The 19,161-nt window shown below is 34.5% G+C and carries 13 protein-coding genes and 1 pseudogene; 1 reads left to right on the forward strand and 13 read right to left on the reverse strand.

Features of this window, described 5'->3' with window-relative positions:
- Nucleotides 1–927: 927 nt before the first annotated feature.
- The 13 genes and pseudogenes from DMB65_RS09640 to DMB65_RS09705 form a co-directional block, all read right to left on the reverse strand.
- Nucleotides 928–1,212, reverse strand: a pseudogene (locus tag DMB65_RS09640) (type II toxin-antitoxin system RelE/ParE family toxin); the annotation flags it as partial.
- Nucleotides 1,213–1,232: 20 nt separating this feature from the next.
- Nucleotides 1,233–1,442 carry a hypothetical protein gene (locus tag DMB65_RS09645; protein WP_110306448.1) on the reverse strand — a complete coding sequence of 70 codons (210 nt, stop codon included), beginning with the start codon at nucleotides 1,440–1,442 and terminating at the stop codon, nucleotides 1,233–1,235.
- Between the two features lie 219 nt (nucleotides 1,443–1,661).
- Nucleotides 1,662–2,090 carry a hypothetical protein gene (locus DMB65_RS09650; RefSeq protein ID WP_110306449.1) on the reverse strand — a complete coding sequence of 143 codons (429 nt, stop codon included), beginning with the start codon at nucleotides 2,088–2,090 and terminating at the stop codon, nucleotides 1,662–1,664.
- A gap of 1 nt (nucleotide 2,091) precedes the next feature.
- Nucleotides 2,092–2,997 (reverse strand): ParA family protein, encoded by a 906-nt coding sequence (locus DMB65_RS09655; protein ID WP_110306450.1) that lies wholly within the window; start codon nucleotides 2,995–2,997, stop codon nucleotides 2,092–2,094.
- 546 nt (nucleotides 2,998–3,543) lie between these two features.
- Entirely contained in the window at nucleotides 3,544–4,806 is a 1,263-nt protein-coding gene (locus DMB65_RS09660; protein ID WP_110306451.1) for a YeiH family protein, read from the reverse strand.
- Nucleotides 4,807–4,831: 25 nt separating this feature from the next.
- Nucleotides 4,832–5,911, reverse strand: coding sequence for a formylglycine-generating enzyme family protein (locus DMB65_RS09665; RefSeq protein WP_110306452.1), 1,080 nt, complete (start codon nucleotides 5,909–5,911; stop codon nucleotides 4,832–4,834).
- Nucleotides 5,912–6,229: 318 nt separating this feature from the next.
- Entirely contained in the window at nucleotides 6,230–6,904 is a 675-nt protein-coding gene (locus DMB65_RS09670) for a thioredoxin domain-containing protein (RefSeq protein WP_317048133.1), read from the reverse strand.
- Nucleotides 6,905–6,934: 30 nt separating this feature from the next.
- Entirely contained in the window at nucleotides 6,935–7,993 is a 1,059-nt protein-coding gene (locus DMB65_RS09675; protein WP_110306453.1) for a sterol desaturase family protein, read from the reverse strand.
- Nucleotides 7,994–8,216: 223 nt separating this feature from the next.
- Nucleotides 8,217–10,124 carry an arylsulfatase gene (locus tag DMB65_RS09680; protein WP_110306454.1) on the reverse strand — a complete coding sequence of 636 codons (1,908 nt, stop codon included), beginning with the start codon at nucleotides 10,122–10,124 and terminating at the stop codon, nucleotides 8,217–8,219.
- Nucleotides 10,125–10,412: 288 nt separating this feature from the next.
- Nucleotides 10,413–11,981 (reverse strand): arylsulfatase, encoded by a 1,569-nt coding sequence (locus DMB65_RS09685; RefSeq protein ID WP_110306455.1) that lies wholly within the window; start codon nucleotides 11,979–11,981, stop codon nucleotides 10,413–10,415.
- Nucleotides 11,982–12,008: 27 nt separating this feature from the next.
- Complete coding sequence (locus tag DMB65_RS09690) at nucleotides 12,009–13,481, reverse strand: RagB/SusD family nutrient uptake outer membrane protein (RefSeq protein ID WP_110306456.1); 1,473 nt, start codon at nucleotides 13,479–13,481, stop codon at nucleotides 12,009–12,011.
- Nucleotides 13,482–13,501: 20 nt separating this feature from the next.
- Nucleotides 13,502–16,624, reverse strand: coding sequence for a SusC/RagA family TonB-linked outer membrane protein (locus DMB65_RS09695; protein ID WP_110306457.1), 3,123 nt, complete (start codon nucleotides 16,622–16,624; stop codon nucleotides 13,502–13,504).
- 876 nt (nucleotides 16,625–17,500) lie between these two features.
- Nucleotides 17,501–17,833 (reverse strand): winged helix-turn-helix transcriptional regulator, encoded by a 333-nt coding sequence (locus DMB65_RS09705; protein ID WP_110306459.1) that lies wholly within the window; start codon nucleotides 17,831–17,833, stop codon nucleotides 17,501–17,503.
- 117 nt (nucleotides 17,834–17,950) lie between these two features.
- Between DMB65_RS09705 and DMB65_RS09710 the strand changes: the two genes are divergently transcribed.
- A complete protein-coding gene (locus tag DMB65_RS09710) occupies nucleotides 17,951–18,847 on the forward strand; it encodes an SDR family oxidoreductase (protein ID WP_110306460.1) in 897 nt (298 codons plus the stop codon).
- The last annotated feature ends 314 nt before the right edge of the window (nucleotides 18,848–19,161 follow it).

Consider the following 19,161-nt stretch of genomic DNA (forward strand, 5'->3'; position numbering starts at 1 on the left):
GACTAATAACTCAAATAATATCCTGAAAACTAACCGACATTTGTAATGTAATAATTGCATTGACCCCCAACAGTAAAATTATACTCCAAAAACAAATTTAGTTACTTTAAAGCTCCTCGCCCCAGGGAGCTTTTTTATTGTCTTTACGAAATCAAATCTTATATCCTGTTTTAACAGAATTGCTATTCAAAAGAAAATTTTGAATCCATATCAATAATAGTACTTTGCTTGGGCAGAAATGAAATTCATGAAGCCAAAATAAAACTATAAAAAAGTGAATAATCCTTCAATGTAAAAATAAAAGCTTTTAAATCTCAATTCAGAGGTGTAAGGAATGTGGCTTTTTACTTTTAGACTCACTAATATGTGTACTTAATTTTGATCCATCCACTTTTATACTAATCCATTATATTATTATTTTACAATTAGTTCTATTGTAAAAATAAAAATGTCTATCTGCCATTAATTCCATTCATTAAAAGCTTACAATCCTAAATGGTTTTCACAAATTTTATATTGTTTATTCTTTGTATCACTACGCGCTTGCAAGCTCAATTTTTCATGAAAAACACAAATTATATGCAGTAATACATTATAGTCTGGAGATGAATTACGGGTAGTGATGAAATAAAATAGTATCAGTAATATCTATAACAAAAAAAAGTGCAACTCTTCATAAATGAATTACTGCACTTTTCAAAAAAATATCAAGTAGAATAAACTATACCAATAGTAGATTAGGCTTTTTGTACTTGTTGTTTTTTCATTCTTCATAGATCATAAACTACTTCGAGTCGATTTATTTATTGGCTTTAATCTTTTTTTACCTCCATAAAACAAAAAAGCTACAGCGTTTTTAATTGCTGCAGCTTGTTGAAACTTTATTTTATACTTTGAAAATCAGCTATTTTACCGAATTACAACTCATTATTTATTTTTATTTAGGTTTTGTCTAGTATCAAAAACTCTATTGATATAAATTTTTGTTTTACCTTCTCGATAGGTTATTTTACAATGATGGTGAATTAACTTTCTATACTCATACTTCAAATGAACAAAATCTTCATCAACAGCACCTATTTCTTTAAAATTATAATTTTCTAAAACCTCTGTACTTTCTCTTAATTCTGTAGCAATTACAATCGCTTTATTAAATCCATAAAGCATGGCATTAAATCTAGTAACTTTTTCTAAATCCTTTAGAGCTCTGGAAGTCCAATAAACGGGTTATATTATTCCTTCCAACTTTCAATCATTTTTTGCACCTCAATTTGACTATAAATTTTGCCTGCTTTTATGTCCTCTTCAGATTCAGCAATCATCTTATCTTTTTTTATTTGAACACTATATGCTTTTGCCATTTCATAGAACATTTTAACGAATTTTTCGTCTCCTTCGTTAATAAGCTGATGCAGCTCTTGTTTTAATTCCAATGTACTCATAATAATAGTGTTTTTAATTCTCTCACAAATTTACAAATTCTATTTCATAATTTTTATTCTATTGAATGAAAGTTGATTGTAGACTCTTGCAGGCTTTTAAAATGCTATTATTTCTGATTTTATAAAACAAAAAAGCTACAGCGTTTTTATTGCTCTAGCTTTTTTGAAATTTTTATTGTTTGCTCTTGTTTGTTATTACACTTAAAAGGTTGTCAAATTTTAAATATTGTCTTTAAAATCAGATCTTGATGAATCAGACTTTCCTTGAATTGCTTCTGAGCGCAAACGAAAACCTATTGTGGCTTCAATAATCTTTTGTTTTAATTTTTCTAAATTATCTTTTTTAGTATGGGGATAATCTAATTTTCGTAAAATTTCTTCTAAAGATAATCTAGAAATAAAAAGTGAATCCAAATATTTCATTGCTTCATCACGCTCACCAACAGTATTTAAAAAGTCAATTATTTCAGTTGTAGAAAAGGTGATAGAATCTTTTTTTTGCTTTAAATTTTGTTTTTTCTCAATTAAATCAAATTGAATTACTAAATCACCATTTTCTATTTTAGCTATTTCTTCATCAGAAAGCTTTTTTAAGAAGGACAGACAATATTCCATTACCTGTAAATAAGGGGAGATTTTTTTTTTCATTTTATAATGCTAGATTTTCAAATTCATCGACAAAATCTTTAATTTCTTCGGTAATATCATCACGATTAGTATATTGTAACACAACAGGTACTCCATACTGTGGAGCATCCGCAAATAATGTTTTATTTTCCCGTATGACGCTTGTAAATACATTAATACCTAACTTTTTAGTCTGCGCTATAAATGGTCTTTGAGCAGAAATTGGCTTACCTCCATAAATTTGAATCATTGTAAAAATTACTCCAAGGATTTGCGGCTTTATTAATTCTAATTCCTCATCATCTTCAACTTCGCGATAATCATTGTACTCTTTTACTAAAGAATTTAGGCTTTTTTGTAAATAATCAATTCCCATTGTAGATAAATAATCTGGTTTTGCTGGAATTAAAATTGAATTGCTTGCTACTATCGCATTTTTAGTTACAATATTGAAATTGGGAGGACAATCAATTAATATAATATCATATTCTGTTTCTAACGATTCTATACCTTCAATAAGTTTTCTATGTACCTTTAGAAAATTTTGTTTAGTTTGTTGAAGATTAGCTCCTCCTAATAAAGTTGCTAATTCTAAATCCACATTAATCAATTCCAAGTGTGAGGCAATTAAATGCAATTTCCCTTCTTCAATTAAATAATCATTAACTTTTAAATTATCTATTATCAAACTATTGAAATCAATCGTTGATTTCCGAGAAGGTTTGAACCAATTTTTGATAGTTTTTGAACTTGATAAATCGTTTAACCAATATTCCGGTGTAACAAATGAGAACGTTAAACTTGCTTGAGGATCTAAATCAATTGCTAAAACTTTATATCCTTTGGATGCCAATTGGCTAGCCAAATTAGCAGTTATAGTAGTTTTCCCTACCCCTCCTTTGTAATTGATAACTGAAATAATCTCCATAAATTTTATTTGATATTATTATTAACTTTAAATGAAACTAGATTTTACTATTTTAAAGGCTAGTCATACAAAAGTAGTAAACAATGAAGTTAATAACTGTTTTCAAACCATTAAAATATTTAACTGATTTAACATCAAAACAATAACTAAATTTATCCATATTATATGAATTCATATTTTAAATAACATAAAACCAAAAAAGCCCAAGAACTAATTTCCTTGGGTTTTTGCTTTTTATTTCTTTCCAGAAGGTTTCTATAAAAACATCCACATCATAGGTTACAAAACCGCCTTTACTTTGTATTAGATAAAAAACTAATTAACCGAAAAAAAAGTGCAGCTCTTCAAAAATGAATTACTGCACTTTTCAAAAAAAAAAAATCAAGTAAAATAAACTAACCAAATCTAAACATGCAACAGGAAATTTTGACTTCCTGTCTTTCTATTTTTTATTTAATAAAATATTTACAGCAGAACATTAAAAGTTAACAACTGTTTTTCAGCTTATTATATTTTTCAAAATTATTCCGGCATGTATACTCCTAATCATTTGCCAAACAACAAAAAAGCAATGATAAGCGTGATAATAATATTGAACAGCTGTGCCATCAAAAAAGCATACAATGGTTTTTTACTATTGTTACTGAACAAATCTTTGAAATTGGTTTCTAACCCAATACTGGTAAAAGCCAGCGCGAACCAAAGTCCTTGCAGATTCTTCAAACTATCCTTAACTGCATCTCTTGTTTCAGCTTGAATCAGGAAAGAAAAAACCAAAGAAGCCACAATAAAACCAATCACAAACTTGGGGAAACGCTCCCAAATAACTCCCAGAGTTGGCTTCGATTCCAGAGCTTCCGAAGATTTATTATGAGTATAAGTCCAATAAACCGATATTGCAAAAGCAGCTAATCCTAACAATACATTCTGCGAGAATTTGACAATCGTGCTAATCTTCAAAGCAGTTTCTCCGACCAATGAACCCGAAGCCACAACTGCCCCCGAAGTATCTATACTGCCTCCCAGCCAGGCTCCTGTTACTTCTTCTGGAAAGTTGAAATGCCTGGCAATAATCGGCATAAAAATCATCATTGGAATGGCTGTTACCAACACCATCGAAATTACATAAGAAAGCTTTTTTGAATCTCCTTTTATCGCACCAGATGTTGCAATTGCTGCAGAAACACCGCAAATAGAAACAGCACTGGAAATCATTAAGGCTAATTCCTCATCTACTTTTAACTTTCTGCAGACCCAAAAAGCAAAATACCAAACTGATAAAACAACTACTAGAGCCTGAATAAGTCCTAGAGAACCCGCCTTTAGTATATCCGAAAATATAACACTGGTTCCTAATAACACCAATCCGATTTTTACAAAAATTTCGGTTGAAAGTGCCGTACGAAACCATTCCGGGAGCTTGAAAAAATTGCCTATAGACAAGCCTATAATCAAACTAAAAATAACCGCCTCCAGATTGAGTCCCTTGATTACCGTATTCCCGGCAATAATCAATGCCACAACTGTTAACGCAAACACAATAGGAAAGCCCAATAAAAATTTTTTAACCGATTTTCCTACCAAAAAAACACCTAAAATCCCAATGCCTAAAAGGTAAATGAATTCCAGAAAAAGTTCTTTTATGTTCGTAATACTGAATACGTCATTTAGTAAATCTGTGCCATTTGACCACTTGAATACAGGAACCGAAGGCAGGTAAATAAAAAGCGAGATTCCAATTATCAAGAACCCTAATAGCACTACCGTCCAATCTTCGTGAATGCTAAATTGTTTTGTTTTTGATGACATATTAAATTACTGTTTTTAACTTTAATTATTTATCCTTCACACATCTAAATCCCAAGTGATTACAGGCACTTGTTGTTTCTCCTTTTCCACGGCTTCCAGCTACATATCGGATGCAATATTGGTCGCTGCAGAGATAAGAACCTCCTCTTTGAACATGTTTTTCTACTCCCGGTTCCTCGGGATCATTGCTGGTAGAAGGTCCTTTTGGATTATCATTGGCACTGATTTTATAATAATCATCACGATACAAATCATTGCACCATTCCCATACATTTCCTTCCATATCATAAATACCAAAAGGATTTTTAGGAAAAGATTTTACTGGAGCTGCACCAGCAAAACCGTCTTCGGCTGTATTATTATTGGGGAAAGTTCCCTGAAAAATATTAGCAGCCCATTTCCCGTTTGGCTTCAGCTCCGAACCCCAATAATATTTGGAAGGTGTTCTTCCGGCTCTAGCTGCAAATTCCCATTCCGCCTCAGTTGGAAGACGCTTTCCTGCCCATTCCGCATAAGCTTTTGCATCTAAATAACTGATTTGAACCACAGGATTGTTCTCTAAACCAACAATATTGCTTTCAGGTCCCGATGGATGCTGCCAGCTGGCTCCCGGCACATATTGCCACCATTGCTGGATGTTGTCTAATGCTACTTTCTCTGTTGGAGGCACAAATACAGCCGAACCCGGGACTAAATTTTCAAGCGGTACACCCGGGTAATCTTTTGGGTCTAATGGTCTTTCGGCAATTGTAACATAATTGGTTGCTTTCACAAAAGCGGCAAATTGAGCATTTGTCACCTCGTGTTCATCAATCCAATAGCCATTTACACGCACTTTGTGAATAGGTTTTGCATCCGGATAATCATTGGTTCCCATATTGAATTCTCCACCCTCGACCCAAACCATTCCATTGGTTGAAGTGTTATTTTCTTTAGATTTTTTCTCTATTGATTGCAACAATAAAGTTTTTTTTGAGTTATTTGCCTTGCACATGGCTTCACAACTTGTGGTATTTAAGGTTGTATCTGTATTTTTTTGCCCAAAAGCAACATATCTATTTGATAAAATAAGGGCAACAATTAAACTAATTATTTTTATTTTCATCTTTTTTTGATAATTTTTTTTCCTACGGTACCTCAAGGATAGCTGATTTTTATTCGATTCAAATTTTCAAATTTCTTTTTCAAAATAAAATACTACTAATTTGATAGAACAAATATATTTTAAAAATTATAACTACCAAATTTTGGTTTGTATTATTTTTAATTCTAAAATAGTCCAAAAAATCATTATCCTATTTAAAGCATTAAAATACAACAACTTAAGCAGGGGGAATATTTTTAAAAAAAAGAGAGTCCATATCATTACAATATGAAATCCCTTTTCAGACAAAAGAATATTTTAAATCCAGTAATTAGAGTATTATTTTTGGGCTAAAGCCAAATCTACCTCTTTTTTTAAACTGGTTAAACCGTCTTTTTTGAAAATAATTTTACCGTTTTGATATAAAATCAAGGTTGGAAAAACAGTAATCGTTTTTAAGTCGGCTATCACTTGCGGGCTTTCTTCTAAATCAATTTCGATGATTTTTAAATTAGCTCCATATTCCGCTCTGATCGTTTCTAAAACAGGTTTCACTTTTTTGCAGGCACCACAATATCTGGAACCAATATCTACCAAAACTGTATTGTTGTCAGCAATGATTTTATTGTATTCTGCCAAGGTTAATCTGCTTTTCAAATTGGTATAAAAAGGCTTTCCTGATCCTATCCAGGCAGCAATACCTCCTCTTAAATCGTATACATCTGAAAAACCGGTTTTTAATAATTCTCTGACCAATTCACCGCTTCTCCCCGCACCAATCGAATAGATCAATACAGGTTTTGATTGATCCAATGTTGCTACATATTTGGCATAATTTTCAGTTGCCAAATTAAAATTAACCGCACCTTCGATATGATTTAAGGCAAACTCTTCGGGACTTCGGGCATCAATAATCTGTGGTTTTTTTTGACTTTTTATCTTGGCGTAAAAGTATCTACTTTTAAAGTAAACACATTCTGATTTTGCGAAAAGCCAGCAATTGTAACTAAAAATACAATTACTGTTATTCTATTTTTGAATGATTTAAGACTGAACAGGTTCATATACATTTTGTTTTACGGTTTCAGTATTTTTACTTTTAGAAATTGGAATCGACAGAACGCCTTCAGCCAATGGACTTCCTTCTTTTTTAGATTTGAATATTGGCCAAAGAAACTGTGCATACCATTCTTCACCTTTGTATGTTTTAGTTCCGTATGATTCAGGGAATTTACGAGTGATTAAACCCGTTCCGAAAATCACATCCCATAAGAAAAACATATTTCCGAAATTGCCTTTAAAATGTCCAACGCCATCCCCGCTAGTATCCGCATGATGTGCATGATGCGTAGCCGGAGTAGAAATAAAACGCTCCAAAACCCAAGCGACAGGATGCAATACTTTGTATTTGTAAAACGGTTTGTCCCAAGCAAGACTAGAGTGTGCTGCTAGAGTGATGGTGCTTTTTATCACGGTAACAAACAAAGCCGGCAGCCCTAACCCTAAAAACGTCAATGCTGCTGTCAAATAAATCTGAGAAAAAAAAACGGTGTAAATAAAGTTTTGTCTCGAAGCCATTGCCATTCCCATATACGGAGCCGAATGATGTGTTCTATGAAAACGCCATAAAAAAGGCACTTGGTGGTGCAGACGGTGGTACCAATATTGGGTTAAATCATCGGCTATTGCAATCAGGAAAAAACCTCCCCAAAACGGAACCCAAGATAATGTATTGGCAAGATTAGGAATTAAATATGGTAATGCTGTTAAGCTAAAAAAAGTGATTACCGGAGGCAAAAGCAATTTTGGAGCCAAAAAACAAATAATATCAATTTTGCGTTCCGTGCCAGTCCATTGATCGTCATATAAACCTGCTGCAAATTCAACTGCTCCCAAAATCAGCATAAAAACGATTAATCCCCAAGTGCGGATATTCTCGAATGCAGGTTTTGCAAATTCCAAAAATGACGGTAACGAAATGTGTGATTCTGCTATGATACCGTTACTCAGTCTAAAATAAAGATAAATTGCCAATACCGGCAAACTATAAATGAAAAGACTTATGCCCAAGTCTCTTGTTAGTTTTTTTTGATCTAATGCCATGATTTCTTATTTTAAAATTTGATTTACTAATGCTAAACCTCCAGCCAAAATAACCAGCGGTATTAAAAACACGATTATCCCAACGACAATCTTTTTCCCGATTAATTGAAAATCTATTAGTTTCATATTTGTTTTTTATTAAGTAATTAGCGCTTAGTGATCAGTTTTTTGCAGTTTGATTAGACAAACTAATCACTCTACTATTCACTAAGCACTAACTTTATTAATTTGTACTTCCTGCCTGAGTTGCTTTATGAATCAATTCCTGAAAGCTTTCCCCTGTGGCATTGTGTATTTTTCTTCCTAACACATCCTGCCAGTCGATTAACGGATAAACGTTATTCTCTTTGGCCTGCTCATCAAACAATTTTTTAAGCTCCTCTAATTTTTCAGGATACTTTTTTGCCAAGTTATTGCGCTCGTTAAAATCTTCATTAAGGTTGTATAATTCCCAAACATCAGTGTCGAAATTGCTTGGTACCGGTACTTGATTTTTACCCGCACCAGTTTGTGAAGTAAAAGGATTTGCATGTGCCGCCGCCGCTTTCCATCCATCTTTGTAAATAGCTCTGTTTCCGAAAATATAGTAATACTGTATTTTGTGCAATGATTCCGCTTTTGCATCATTTAAAGAAGCATATAAAGAAGAGCCCTGAATTTTATCCTGTTTAATTTCTCTTATCGTTTCAGGTGTTTTGATACCTGCAATCTCCAATGTAGTAGGAAGAATATCCGTTACGTGGCTGTATTGATTTCTGATTCCTCCTTTTTCTTTAATCCCTTTTGGATAAAAAACAATCAAAGGATTGCGTGTTCCTCCTTCGGATTGTGCGTCTTGTTTCCAGTTTTTGAAAGGTACGTTTGTTGCTTGGGCCCAACCCAAAGGATAATTGGTGTTCAAGCCTTTTGGTGTGCCAATTTCTCCAATTTTCTCTAAATTCGACTGAAGATTTTGCTCATCAGATACGCCTTGAGAAAAAAGACTTTGGCTGATTGTACCCACTTGAGAGCCTTCTTTACTGGCTCCATTATCACCAATAGCAACAAAGATTAAAGTGTTGTCTAATTGATTGGTTTCTTTCAGATAATTTACTACTCTTCCTATTTCATGGTCGGTGTAAGTGAGATATCCGGCGTACACTTCCATAAATCTGGCGTATACTTTCTTTTGGTCAGGTGTTAATTTGTTCCAAGCAGAAATAATAGCATTACGTTCTGGCAATACAGCATTAGCAGGGATTACACCCAATTTCTTTTGGTTTGCCAAAACTTTTTCGCGGTATACGTCCCAGCCTTCATCAAATTTCCCTTTATAGGCATCACTCCAAGATGCTTCAACCTGATGCGGTGCATGAACTGCCCCTGGCGCATAATATAAAAAGAATGGTTTACCTGGAGCTGCTTTTTGTTGTTTGGTGATATAACTAATTGCTTTATCCGTAATTTGCTCTGTTAAGTGTCTTCCATCTGGTGTTATGTGCGCTTGATCTTCTACTAAATCTGGTTTGTATTGATCTGTTTGGGATCCTAAGAAACCAAAGAAATGATCAAATCCTTTTCCGGTTGGCCATCTGTCAAACGGACCTGCATCTGTAGCATCTTCGTCAGGAGTAACACCATATTTACCAACGGCAAAAGTGTTGTATCCATTTTCTCTTAAAATTTCAGCAATTGTTCCTTTATCCGATGGAATTCGACCATCCCAACCCGGGAAACCTGCTGATAAAATAGTGTGCGAAAAGCCACTGACATGAACTCTTCCTGAATTCCTGCCTGTCAATAATGCCGCACGGGTTGGCGCGCAAATTGCAGTGGTGTGAAAATTGGTATAGCGCAGTCCATTATTGGCCAAAGCATCAAAAGTTGGTGTTTCTATCAAGCCACCAAAAGCACTGGAAGCCCCAAATCCCACATCATCCAGCAAAATCCAAACTACATTGGGAGCGCCTTTTGGAGCTTTTACAGGTTCCGGCCAATATTCTTTAGATTCCGCTAATGTTTTACCAACAACTCCTTTATAATTGGTATCCGGTTTGTTTTGGGCAAAGCCAAATTGCGCCATTAACAATGCGGTAATTAAAAGCCCTTTTTGAGGACTTTTGACTTTTGAACTAAATTTAATTTTTTTCATTGTTTTATATTTTATAGATTATTAATGTTCCCTCTTCTGGGTGAATATTTCATTTTTTTTTTAAAAAATTAAATTTTAAATCACAATTAATTCTATAGATTTAATATGATTTTGAATTATGGTTTTACGAGTTGTTTAATATCAAACAATTATGAACAACTGTTGCTAATTTTATTTATGATCTTTCACTAAGCGAATTGTAGAAAAAAAGCCATCAAAATGGATTAGATAAAAAAACTGTTTAATTTAATTTCATTTTCGTTGATTAAAAATTCATTCGTTTTACAACTATTTTATTTTATTCCAATCTTCAACACCTACTTTTACAGACCACTGTTTGTGTAATTCGATTAGAGTCTGAAGCATTGCTGGTTCTGCATTTGCCAGGTTTTTTGTTTCGGTTCTATCTGTAGCAAGATTGTACAATTCCCAAGGCTGATTGTTTTCGGCTACCGCCTTCCATTCTCCTTTTCGTACTGCTTTACTGCCTTCATGTTCCCAAAACAAAGCCTCATGTTCATTAGATTTTTTGCCTTCCAATTCCTTTTTTAAACTAATACCTTCTAAAGGAGTTAGATTTTTTCCTTTAAAAGAATCCGGATATTGAATATCCGCAAACTCCAAACAAGTTGGGAAAATATCAATCAAATGACTTACCCGGTTGCTCAATGTACCCGCCTTTATATGCTTGGGATAATAGGCAATAAAAGGAGAAGCAATACCGCCTTCGTGTGTGTTTTTTTTGAATAATTGAAAAGGCGTATTGCTCACATTTCCCCACGGACTTTCGTAACTATCAATTGACGCAACCGAACCTGGTGTCCCATTTTTTTGTGTAACATAATTCCAGTTTTTCACCTCATCGGCACTTCCGCCATTATCCGAAAGAAAAAGTACAAGGGTATTATCTTCTTCTCCCAAAGCCTTTATTTTCTTCAAGATTTCACCAATGCTGGCATCCATTCTATCAATCATTGCGGCATAAATTGCCATCCGATTATCCCACTTGTCTTTTTCTTCGGTACTTAGTTGATTCCAATCGGGTACTTTTTCAAAACGATTGGATAAGTCCCAATTTTGATCAACTATTCCTTGTTCTTTTAATTTTTTAAAACGGCTTGCTCTCAGTTTATCCCAGCCCGCCAGGTATTTGCCTCTGTATTTTGCAATATCTTCTGGCAATGCCTGAATGGGCCAATGTGGCGCATTGTAAGCTACATACAGAAAAAAAGGCTTTTGCTGATTGCGCTGTTTTTCTAAAGAATTAACAGCAAAATTCGTTATTTCCTGCGTTAAATAGGTTGAGGAATCTGTGCGAATAATTTCTTTATCTCCTTTTAAAAAAGTAACGGTTCTGCCGTCATTATACAAAGGCTGCGAGTTGAAATAACTGCTGCCGTTGTTTTGCAAGGTAAAAGAATCATCAAACCCTCTATTTACCGCCCAAGCTGAAGGTACTAAACCAACGTGCCATTTTCCTGAAACAATGGTGTTGTATCCTGCTTGTTTGAGTGCTTGCCCAATTGTGATGCAATGCTCATTTAAATAGCCCTGATAAGCCGGAACGCCCTTATCTTGTACCATATCGCCAACACCTGCCTGATGTGAATACAATCCTGTGAGTAGTGATGCCCGTGATGGACAGCAACGCCCCGCATTATAAAACTGTTTTATAATAAGCCCGTTTTTAGCGAGCTTATTCAAGTTTGGGGTTTTAATTTCTGAGCCAAAAGCACCAATATCAGAGAAACCTAAATCATCTGCCAAAATGACGAGAATGTTGGGTTGTTTTTTCTGTGCGAATTGCTGAACTGGCACAAAAACCAAAAGGGAAAGAATGAAAATTTTTTTAATCATTTTGTTTATTTGTATGAAAACCTTTCATTAATAACCCGGATTTTGTGGTAATCCTATCGGGTCAATATTTCGCTCACTTTGTGGAATTGGATACAAATTATTACGTTCTGAAACAGAATTTTTGGCTGTTACTTTTTTTACTTCGCTAACCAAAGTTCCCCACCGTACAAGGTCATACCATCTTTGTCCTTCCTGAACAAATTCTTTTTTGCGCTCTTCTCTAATGGCTTCTCTTAACTGGATTGTTGTTAGTCCTGCCAAATCTACCGTTGCATCTGGTGTTGTAATTGCTTTTGAAAAAGCTCTTCTTCTTACTTGGTTTACCAGTTCATGAGCCTCTTCGGTTGCTCCATCTTTCTCGTTAATGGCTTCTGCTAATGACAATAAAATATCGGCATAACGAATAATTGGAAAATTAATAGCCACATTACTTGGTGATGACAAGTTGGTAACATCTAAATATTTACTAAAAATTGGCTTCGGAAAAGTATAAAGCAATCCGGTAGCTGGATTTAATAATTGTTTCTTGTAGCTTACATCTCTGCGGGTGTCACCTGCGACATAAATATCATAAAACAGGGCAACATTCGAAATAATATCAGCTGGTTCTGTGGCAGTAAATCCTGTAAACGAAGTCGCTTGAAAAGTACTGCCGCTGGCTCCATTACTTGCCTGGTTTGGCTCGAATTGAACAGAAAAAATATGTTCTTTTCCGTTCTTTTTGGCTTTATTAAACACATCGGCAAAACTTTCGAAAAGGGCATATCCAAAACCGCCATTGATCACTTCTTTAGCTTTTAGAATAGCGTTTGTCCAATCTTTTCTGGTCAAATATACTTTCGCCAAAATAGCTTTGGCAGCTCCAGAAGTAGCACGTCCTATATTAGTTCCTGTATAAGTAGATGGCAGTGCTTCCGCATCTTTTAAATCCAAAATAATTTGAGCATACACCTCATCAACTGTGGCTCTTTTTGATTTTAGACTTTCCACATTAATAGAAGTTGGCTCGTGCAAAACGATTGGAACTCCTCCCCAAAGACGAACTGCCTGGAAGTACAACAAACCCCTAATGAATTTAGCTTCATTAATCAATCTGGTTTTAATCACATCTGAACCAGACACATTTGGAATATTGTCAATCGCAATATTGGCTTTGTTGATGCCGTTGTAAATTTGGCGCCAAGCCAATTGAACACGATCTGAAGTGGCATCGTGGGTCAAATTACTCATTGCTCTTACTTGAGGATTTGTTGCAGAAACACCTGCTGCAGCATAATCAGAACCCATATCGGTCAAGAAATAGAGATTTCTTCCGAAAAGACTTTGTTCGCCTGGCTCAATTACGAAAGAAGCATAAACCGCAGTCACACTAGCAATGGCATCATCTTGGGTTTTGAAGAAATTTTCTTTGGTTATAAAAGAGGTTGGTGTTACCTCTAAATCCGTGCACGAAAACAATAACGCGGCACTTAATAGGACTGATAGTATTATTTTTTTCATCGTTTAATTTTTTATTTTACTTAAAAAGTTACGTTCAAGCCCGTGATGAATGTTTTGGAATTTGGATAAGCTCCAAAATCAATTCCGGGATATAAATTGTTTTGTTCATAAGAACTTACCTCTGGATCATAGCCCGTATATTTGGTCCAGGTGATTAGGTTTTCGGCAGATACATATAGTTTTATGCTCTTTGTTCTAATTTTTGAGGAAAGACTTTTAGGTAATGTGTATCCAAAAGTTACTATTTTCAATCTCAAATAAGAAGCATCTTCTACAAAACGTTCAGAAACGATTGCTACTGGCGAGCTTGAAGCTCTTGGAATTTCATTACTTGGATTAGTAGGTGTCCAACGATCTAACAAAGTAGCAGCTGAATTGGTTCCTAGAGTTGAAACTTCCAATTGTTGATTCAAAGCATTAAATATTTTACCACCATAAGATCCTTGGAATGAAAAACTCAAATCGAAATTGCTATAGGAAACCGTATTGCCTAAATTTGCCACAAACTTGGGTTGTGAACTTCCTAGACTACCTTTATCAGCAGCAGTGATTACACCATCTCCGTTAGTATCTACGTATTTTCTATCTCCAACTTTCGTATTGGCAAGGCTATTGATTTTTGGTTGGGTATTGATTTCTTCCTGAGTTTGGAAAATTCCGTTGGTTTGGTATCCCCAGAAAGTACCTAGTGGCTCTCCTACTTTTACGGTTACAGGTTGTTGTTGTAACAAAGAACCATTTGGAACTACTGGAAAGAATTGTTGCACTCCATTCCCTATTTCAAGTACTTTGTTTCTGTTCGCTGAAAACACAAAGTTCGAATTCCAAAAGAATGTATCTGTTTTTATATTTTCTGTATTTAAACTTATTTCAATTCCTTTATTCTCGACTCCACCAATGTTTTGTAGCACTGTAGCAAATCCTGAAGTCAATGGCACTGGCACATTGATAAGCAAATCTTTTGTTTTTTTGTAATACACGTCAAAAACGAAATTTATTTTTCTATCCCATAATGACAAGTCCAAACCGGCATTGTATTGGGTCGTTTTTTCCCATCTTAAATCTGGATTGGCTAAGCGTGTCGGAGCCAATCCGGTTTGAACGGTTCCTCCAAAACTATAATTAACCGATCCAATCGAAGCCAAAGAAAGGTAATTCCCAATTTCCTGATTTCCTGTTGTTCCTGCGCTTAATCGCAATTTAGCATCCGTTACCACTTCTTTAATACCTTTAGCAAAATCTTCATCGGTAATATTCCAAGAAAAACCAGCTGACGGGAAATACCCCCAAAGTGATTCTGATCCAAATCTTGAAGAACCATCGGCACGAGCCGAAACAGTAAGATTGTATTTCCCTTTATACGAATAATTTGCTCTGGCTAAATACGATTTCAATACACTTTCAAAAGCATCACTAAAGGGTTTTACAGCCACACCGTCTTGTAAAGCATTGTAGGTATTGGCATCATTTACAAAAGTATTCGCCCCTGCATTTACAACTTCTCCCTGGGTATATTGAAGTGTATATCCTGCCAAAGCCGAAAACTTATGATCTTCTCCAAAACGAGTATTGTAATTCAGGGTGTTTTCATTCAATACAGAACTTACCAGGCGATTCCCCACAGAGGCTAATCCTTTAGTAGCTGCTCCAAGAGTCGTATTGGATGGTGCATAAAAATTTTGCTTCGTATTGATGACATCTCCACTTATTGCAACCTTAGCCGTAATTTCACTATTGATTTTATACTCGGCAAACAAACTGGTCAAAATTCTATTGATTTTGGTTTCGTTTGTGGTGTTTTCCAAATCATTGATTGGGTTAGGTACATACCCATTTACGGAAGTCGCATAAGGATTATTCGTTACGTTGTAACTTCCATCATCATTTTTAACAGGAACAACGGGAGCAGTCAGCAAGGCACTAACCACCGGAGTATTATTTCTACCACCACTACCCGCTCCAACTCCATTGGCTATAGAATTGGTGTAATTGGTATTAACACCAAATTTAAAAGCTTGTGAATAATTTTTTTCATAGTTGGCCCGAAGGGAAATTCGCTTAAAATCGGAGCCAAGAACAATTCCTTCCTGATCAAAATAAGCTGCAGAAATCGCATACCTGGAACGGTCATCTCCGCCAGAAAAGCTCAACTGGTAATTTTGAATCGGAGCAGTTCTAAACAATTCCGATTGCCAATCATATCCACCCGAAGTTTTAAGAGCCTCAATCTGAGCTGGTGAAAAAGAAGGTGCCTGTCCTATACTTGCCTGAACATCATTGCGTAAACTGGCCCATTGAGAAGCATTAAGAAGATCTATTTTGTTCGACACTTTTTGAAAACCATAATAGGATTGGAATGAAATAAGATCTTGTCCTTTAGTCCCTTTTTTTGTTGTAATAATCACTACTCCATTGGCACCACGAGAACCATAAATTGCAGTAGCAGAAGCATCTTTCAGAACATCGATTGACTCAATATCACTAGGGTTTATTGTAGACAAAACGTTCACTCCCGCTCCGGAATTAGCCACTCCAGCCGTACTATTGCTATTGTCATTATAAATCAGTACGCCATCTAAAACATAAAGTGGTTCATTCCCTGCCGTGATAGAATTTCCTCCTCTAATACGGACACTTGAAGTTGCTCCTGGCTGTCCCGAACTTTGGGTAACTACTACTCCTGAAACAGCTCCTCTTAATAAATTGTCGGCAGAGGAGGTAACTCGATTTAAATCTGCTTTGGAAACAGAGGAAACTGCCCCCGTAATGTCCTTCTTTTTTTGAGTTCCATAACCTACAACTACTAATTCATTCAATTCTTGAACATCTTGCTTTAAGCTAATTATTACAGGGGTAACATTGGCTGTATATTCAGTTTTCTTATAACCAACATATGTTACAATCAAAATGTATGGGAATTTTTGTCCTGTTTGAAAATAAAACTTTCCTTCTGCGTCAGTAATAACACTATGTGTAGTTCCTTTTATAGTTACTGTAACTCCTGGAATGGGTTGATTTGTAATTGATTCTACAACAGTTCCATCTAGTTTTGACTGAATGAGCGGTGTGGTATTTTGCGCCTTAATTCCTAATGACAGCAGGAAAACAAACAACCAAGAGTTTATATTTAATTTTTTTTTCATTACTTTGTTTTGGTTTAATAAATAAGGATCCCTGAAGGCTGATTTATCAACTTTCTATCCTTTTTGAGATGAACATTTCTTTTTTAAACTTCGCCATTTCTGTTGCCGCAGAAATGGCTTTTTTTTAGCTACAACACATTTGTTTTTTCATTCTATTTTTTATTTTTTATTAATATTAATTTGATTTTTATTAGAAAGACATATGGTGAACACTCAGAATAATTTATAGTTTTTGCAATAAATTATTTTGAAAATGAGTATCCGAAATGGTGATGGCAGCAAATTGAAAACGCTAACAGGAACAACACATTCGACTAAGAGTGCCGAACGAAAAAAATCCTTGCTTGATCAAAAAAGAGGTATTCTTGATTGTTTTCAAAATATTAGTATTAGTAATTACTATCTATTATTTAAACTCTACTATTTCTATAGACAAATGTAGGTTAATATTTTGAATTACCAAAAAATTTCAAAACATTTTACAAAACAAATGTTAATACACCGACAACAAAAACATAAAGAACTAAAAGACAATATTTTAAATAAATCTAAAAACTATTTAAACATTCTGATGGGTTGTAAAAATAGTGTTTGATGGCTTAGATAATGATAGAAGAATCTCACGAAACGATAAGCGATTAATGGAATCATCCGCTAGTATGGCCAAATTATCTGCTATAAAACTGTTATTGAACAAAATTTAAACAGGCTCTAAAAAGAATATGATTTACTATTCGAATTCTTTTCATTACCAATACTTATAAAACATTATCTTACAATACATTATTTGATTAACATCTTATAAAAGAGAATTTGATACCAAAAAATAGGTTATACTACCTTTTTGATAATCTATATCAGGCTAATGGGTCAAACCTAAACTAAATTTTCCAGTCCAAAAGCGGCTATCTGATCTATGATTGGTAATGTTTTCAAACCCAGTTCTGTCAATTTATATTCGACCTTGGGCGGAATTTCAGGGTATGCTTTTTTACTGACCAAATTATGCTCCACCAAAGAATTCAATTCCTGTATCAGCATTTTTTCACTAATACCCACTACCGCTCTTTTAAGTTCCCCATATCGAATAGTCCGTGTATTAATCTGATACAAAATCATCATGGTCCATTTACCGCTCAAAATGCTCAATGATTTTTTCACAGGGCAGTTTGTATCGCATGCATTAATTATTTTTAAATTTTTTTCCATTGATATTCAATATTTCTAACTATTTAGTAAGCACCCAACCAACACGTAAGTACTTGTACAAAAGTAAGTTATTAATTAGTTTTACCAAAAATTAAAACAATTAAATAAAAAAATAAGATGAAAATAGTAGTATTTGGAGCCACAGGTTCACAACAATTTCATGTGATTAGCGAAGCAAAAAATAAGGGAGCAGTAGTTTACGCAGCAACCAGTTCCGAAAAAAGTTTCGAAAAATTAGAAACAGCAGGTGCAATCCCTGTTTTAGGCGATATGTCTGATGCCCAAAAAATGAAAGAAATCACCAAAGAAATGGACGCTATTGCTTTATTGATTCCGGTTTCTTTACCTAACCCGGCAGATGGATTTCAATTTGCCAAAAATGTAATAGATGCAGCTAAGGCAAATGATGTTAAAATGATTGTTTGGAATACCAGTGGATTTTTAGCTCCACAAAAATTAGGAATTCCGATGGAAGATGTAAAATTAGATACAAAGGAATATCTAAAAAATTGCGGAGTACCTTATGTGATTATTGAGCCGTCTATTTATGCCGAAAATTTGCTGGCTCCTTACACAACCGATTATGTAAAAAGAGAAAGAAAAGTAGCTTACCCAACTCCTGAGGATATGCCCATTGGCTATATTGCATCAAGAGATGTTAGTGCCTTTGTCGTAGAAGCTTTATACAAACCAGAACTTTCAGGACGATCATTTATGGTTAGTGGATTGGATGACCTGAAAGGAAATGGTCTTGCTGAAAAATTCTCTATTGGCCTTGGAGAAAAAATTGATTTCTACGCAATGCCTCCACAAGAATTTGGAGATAAATTAAGTATTCTTGTTGGAGAGGAAAGTGCCAGAGGCGTACAAGGTTATTATGAAATGCTTGCAAGTCTGCCAGTATATCCAACGAAATTCAATCCTAACTTAAAGGAAGTATTGGAAGAATTGCCAGTAAAAATGACTCCAATGGAAGAATGGGTTAAACTACATAAAGCAATTTTTATGGGCTAAATTATTTGAAAAAGCAACGAGGATATAGGACTATTTTTGTTGCTTTTTTTCTTTCATAATTCTAAAACCTGTCCTGACATCAATTTGAGCCTATTTTTTTGATTTTTATTCATAAACTTTAATCTCGAAAATGCAGATTATAGTTGGGATAATTTATAGCATAAGGTGGTATGCAAAAACTTTAAGGATAAACCAAAATTAATCCATGAGATTTGGGTTTCATTTTTCATGTCAAACAAATTTATACAAAGAAGCCACGAAAACTTTCATGGCTTCTTTTTAATAATAATAATAATAATCTTTTTTCAAATGAA

The organism is Flavobacterium cheongpyeongense (genome assembly GCF_003202435.1).
In the GTDB taxonomy this organism is placed as follows: domain Bacteria; phylum Bacteroidota; class Bacteroidia; order Flavobacteriales; family Flavobacteriaceae; genus Flavobacterium; species Flavobacterium cheongpyeongense.

What these genes read in the sequence shown, in the direction of transcription:
- DMB65_RS09645 (WP_110306448.1), bottom strand. Translation starts at nt 1,442, where the DNA reads ATGAGTACATTGGAATTAAAACAAGAGCTGCATCAGCTTATTAACGAA.
- DMB65_RS09650 (WP_110306449.1), bottom strand. Translation starts at nt 2,090, where the DNA reads ATGAAAAAAAAAATCTCCCCTTATTTACAGGTAATGGAATATTGTCTG.
- DMB65_RS09655 (WP_110306450.1), bottom strand. Translation starts at nt 2,997, where the DNA reads ATGGAGATTATTTCAGTTATCAATTACAAAGGAGGGGTAGGGAAAACT.
- DMB65_RS09660 (WP_110306451.1), bottom strand. Translation starts at nt 4,806, where the DNA reads ATGTCATCAAAAACAAAACAATTTAGCATTCACGAAGATTGGACGGTA.
- DMB65_RS09665 (WP_110306452.1), bottom strand. Translation starts at nt 5,911, where the DNA reads ATGAAAATAAAAATAATTAGTTTAATTGTTGCCCTTATTTTATCAAAT.
- DMB65_RS09675 (WP_110306453.1), bottom strand. Translation starts at nt 7,993, where the DNA reads ATGGCATTAGATCAAAAAAAACTAACAAGAGACTTGGGCATAAGTCTT.
- DMB65_RS09680 (WP_110306454.1), bottom strand. Translation starts at nt 10,124, where the DNA reads ATGAAAAAAATTAAATTTAGTTCAAAAGTCAAAAGTCCTCAAAAAGGG.
- DMB65_RS09685 (WP_110306455.1), bottom strand. Translation starts at nt 11,981, where the DNA reads ATGATTAAAAAAATTTTCATTCTTTCCCTTTTGGTTTTTGTGCCAGTT.
- DMB65_RS09690 (WP_110306456.1), bottom strand. Translation starts at nt 13,481, where the DNA reads ATGAAAAAAATAATACTATCAGTCCTATTAAGTGCCGCGTTATTGTTT.
- DMB65_RS09695 (WP_110306457.1), bottom strand. Translation starts at nt 16,624, where the DNA reads ATGAAAAAAAAATTAAATATAAACTCTTGGTTGTTTGTTTTCCTGCTG.
- DMB65_RS09705 (WP_110306459.1), bottom strand. Translation starts at nt 17,833, where the DNA reads ATGGAAAAAAATTTAAAAATAATTAATGCATGCGATACAAACTGCCCT.
- DMB65_RS09710 (WP_110306460.1), top strand. Translation starts at nt 17,951, where the DNA reads ATGAAAATAGTAGTATTTGGAGCCACAGGTTCACAACAATTTCATGTG.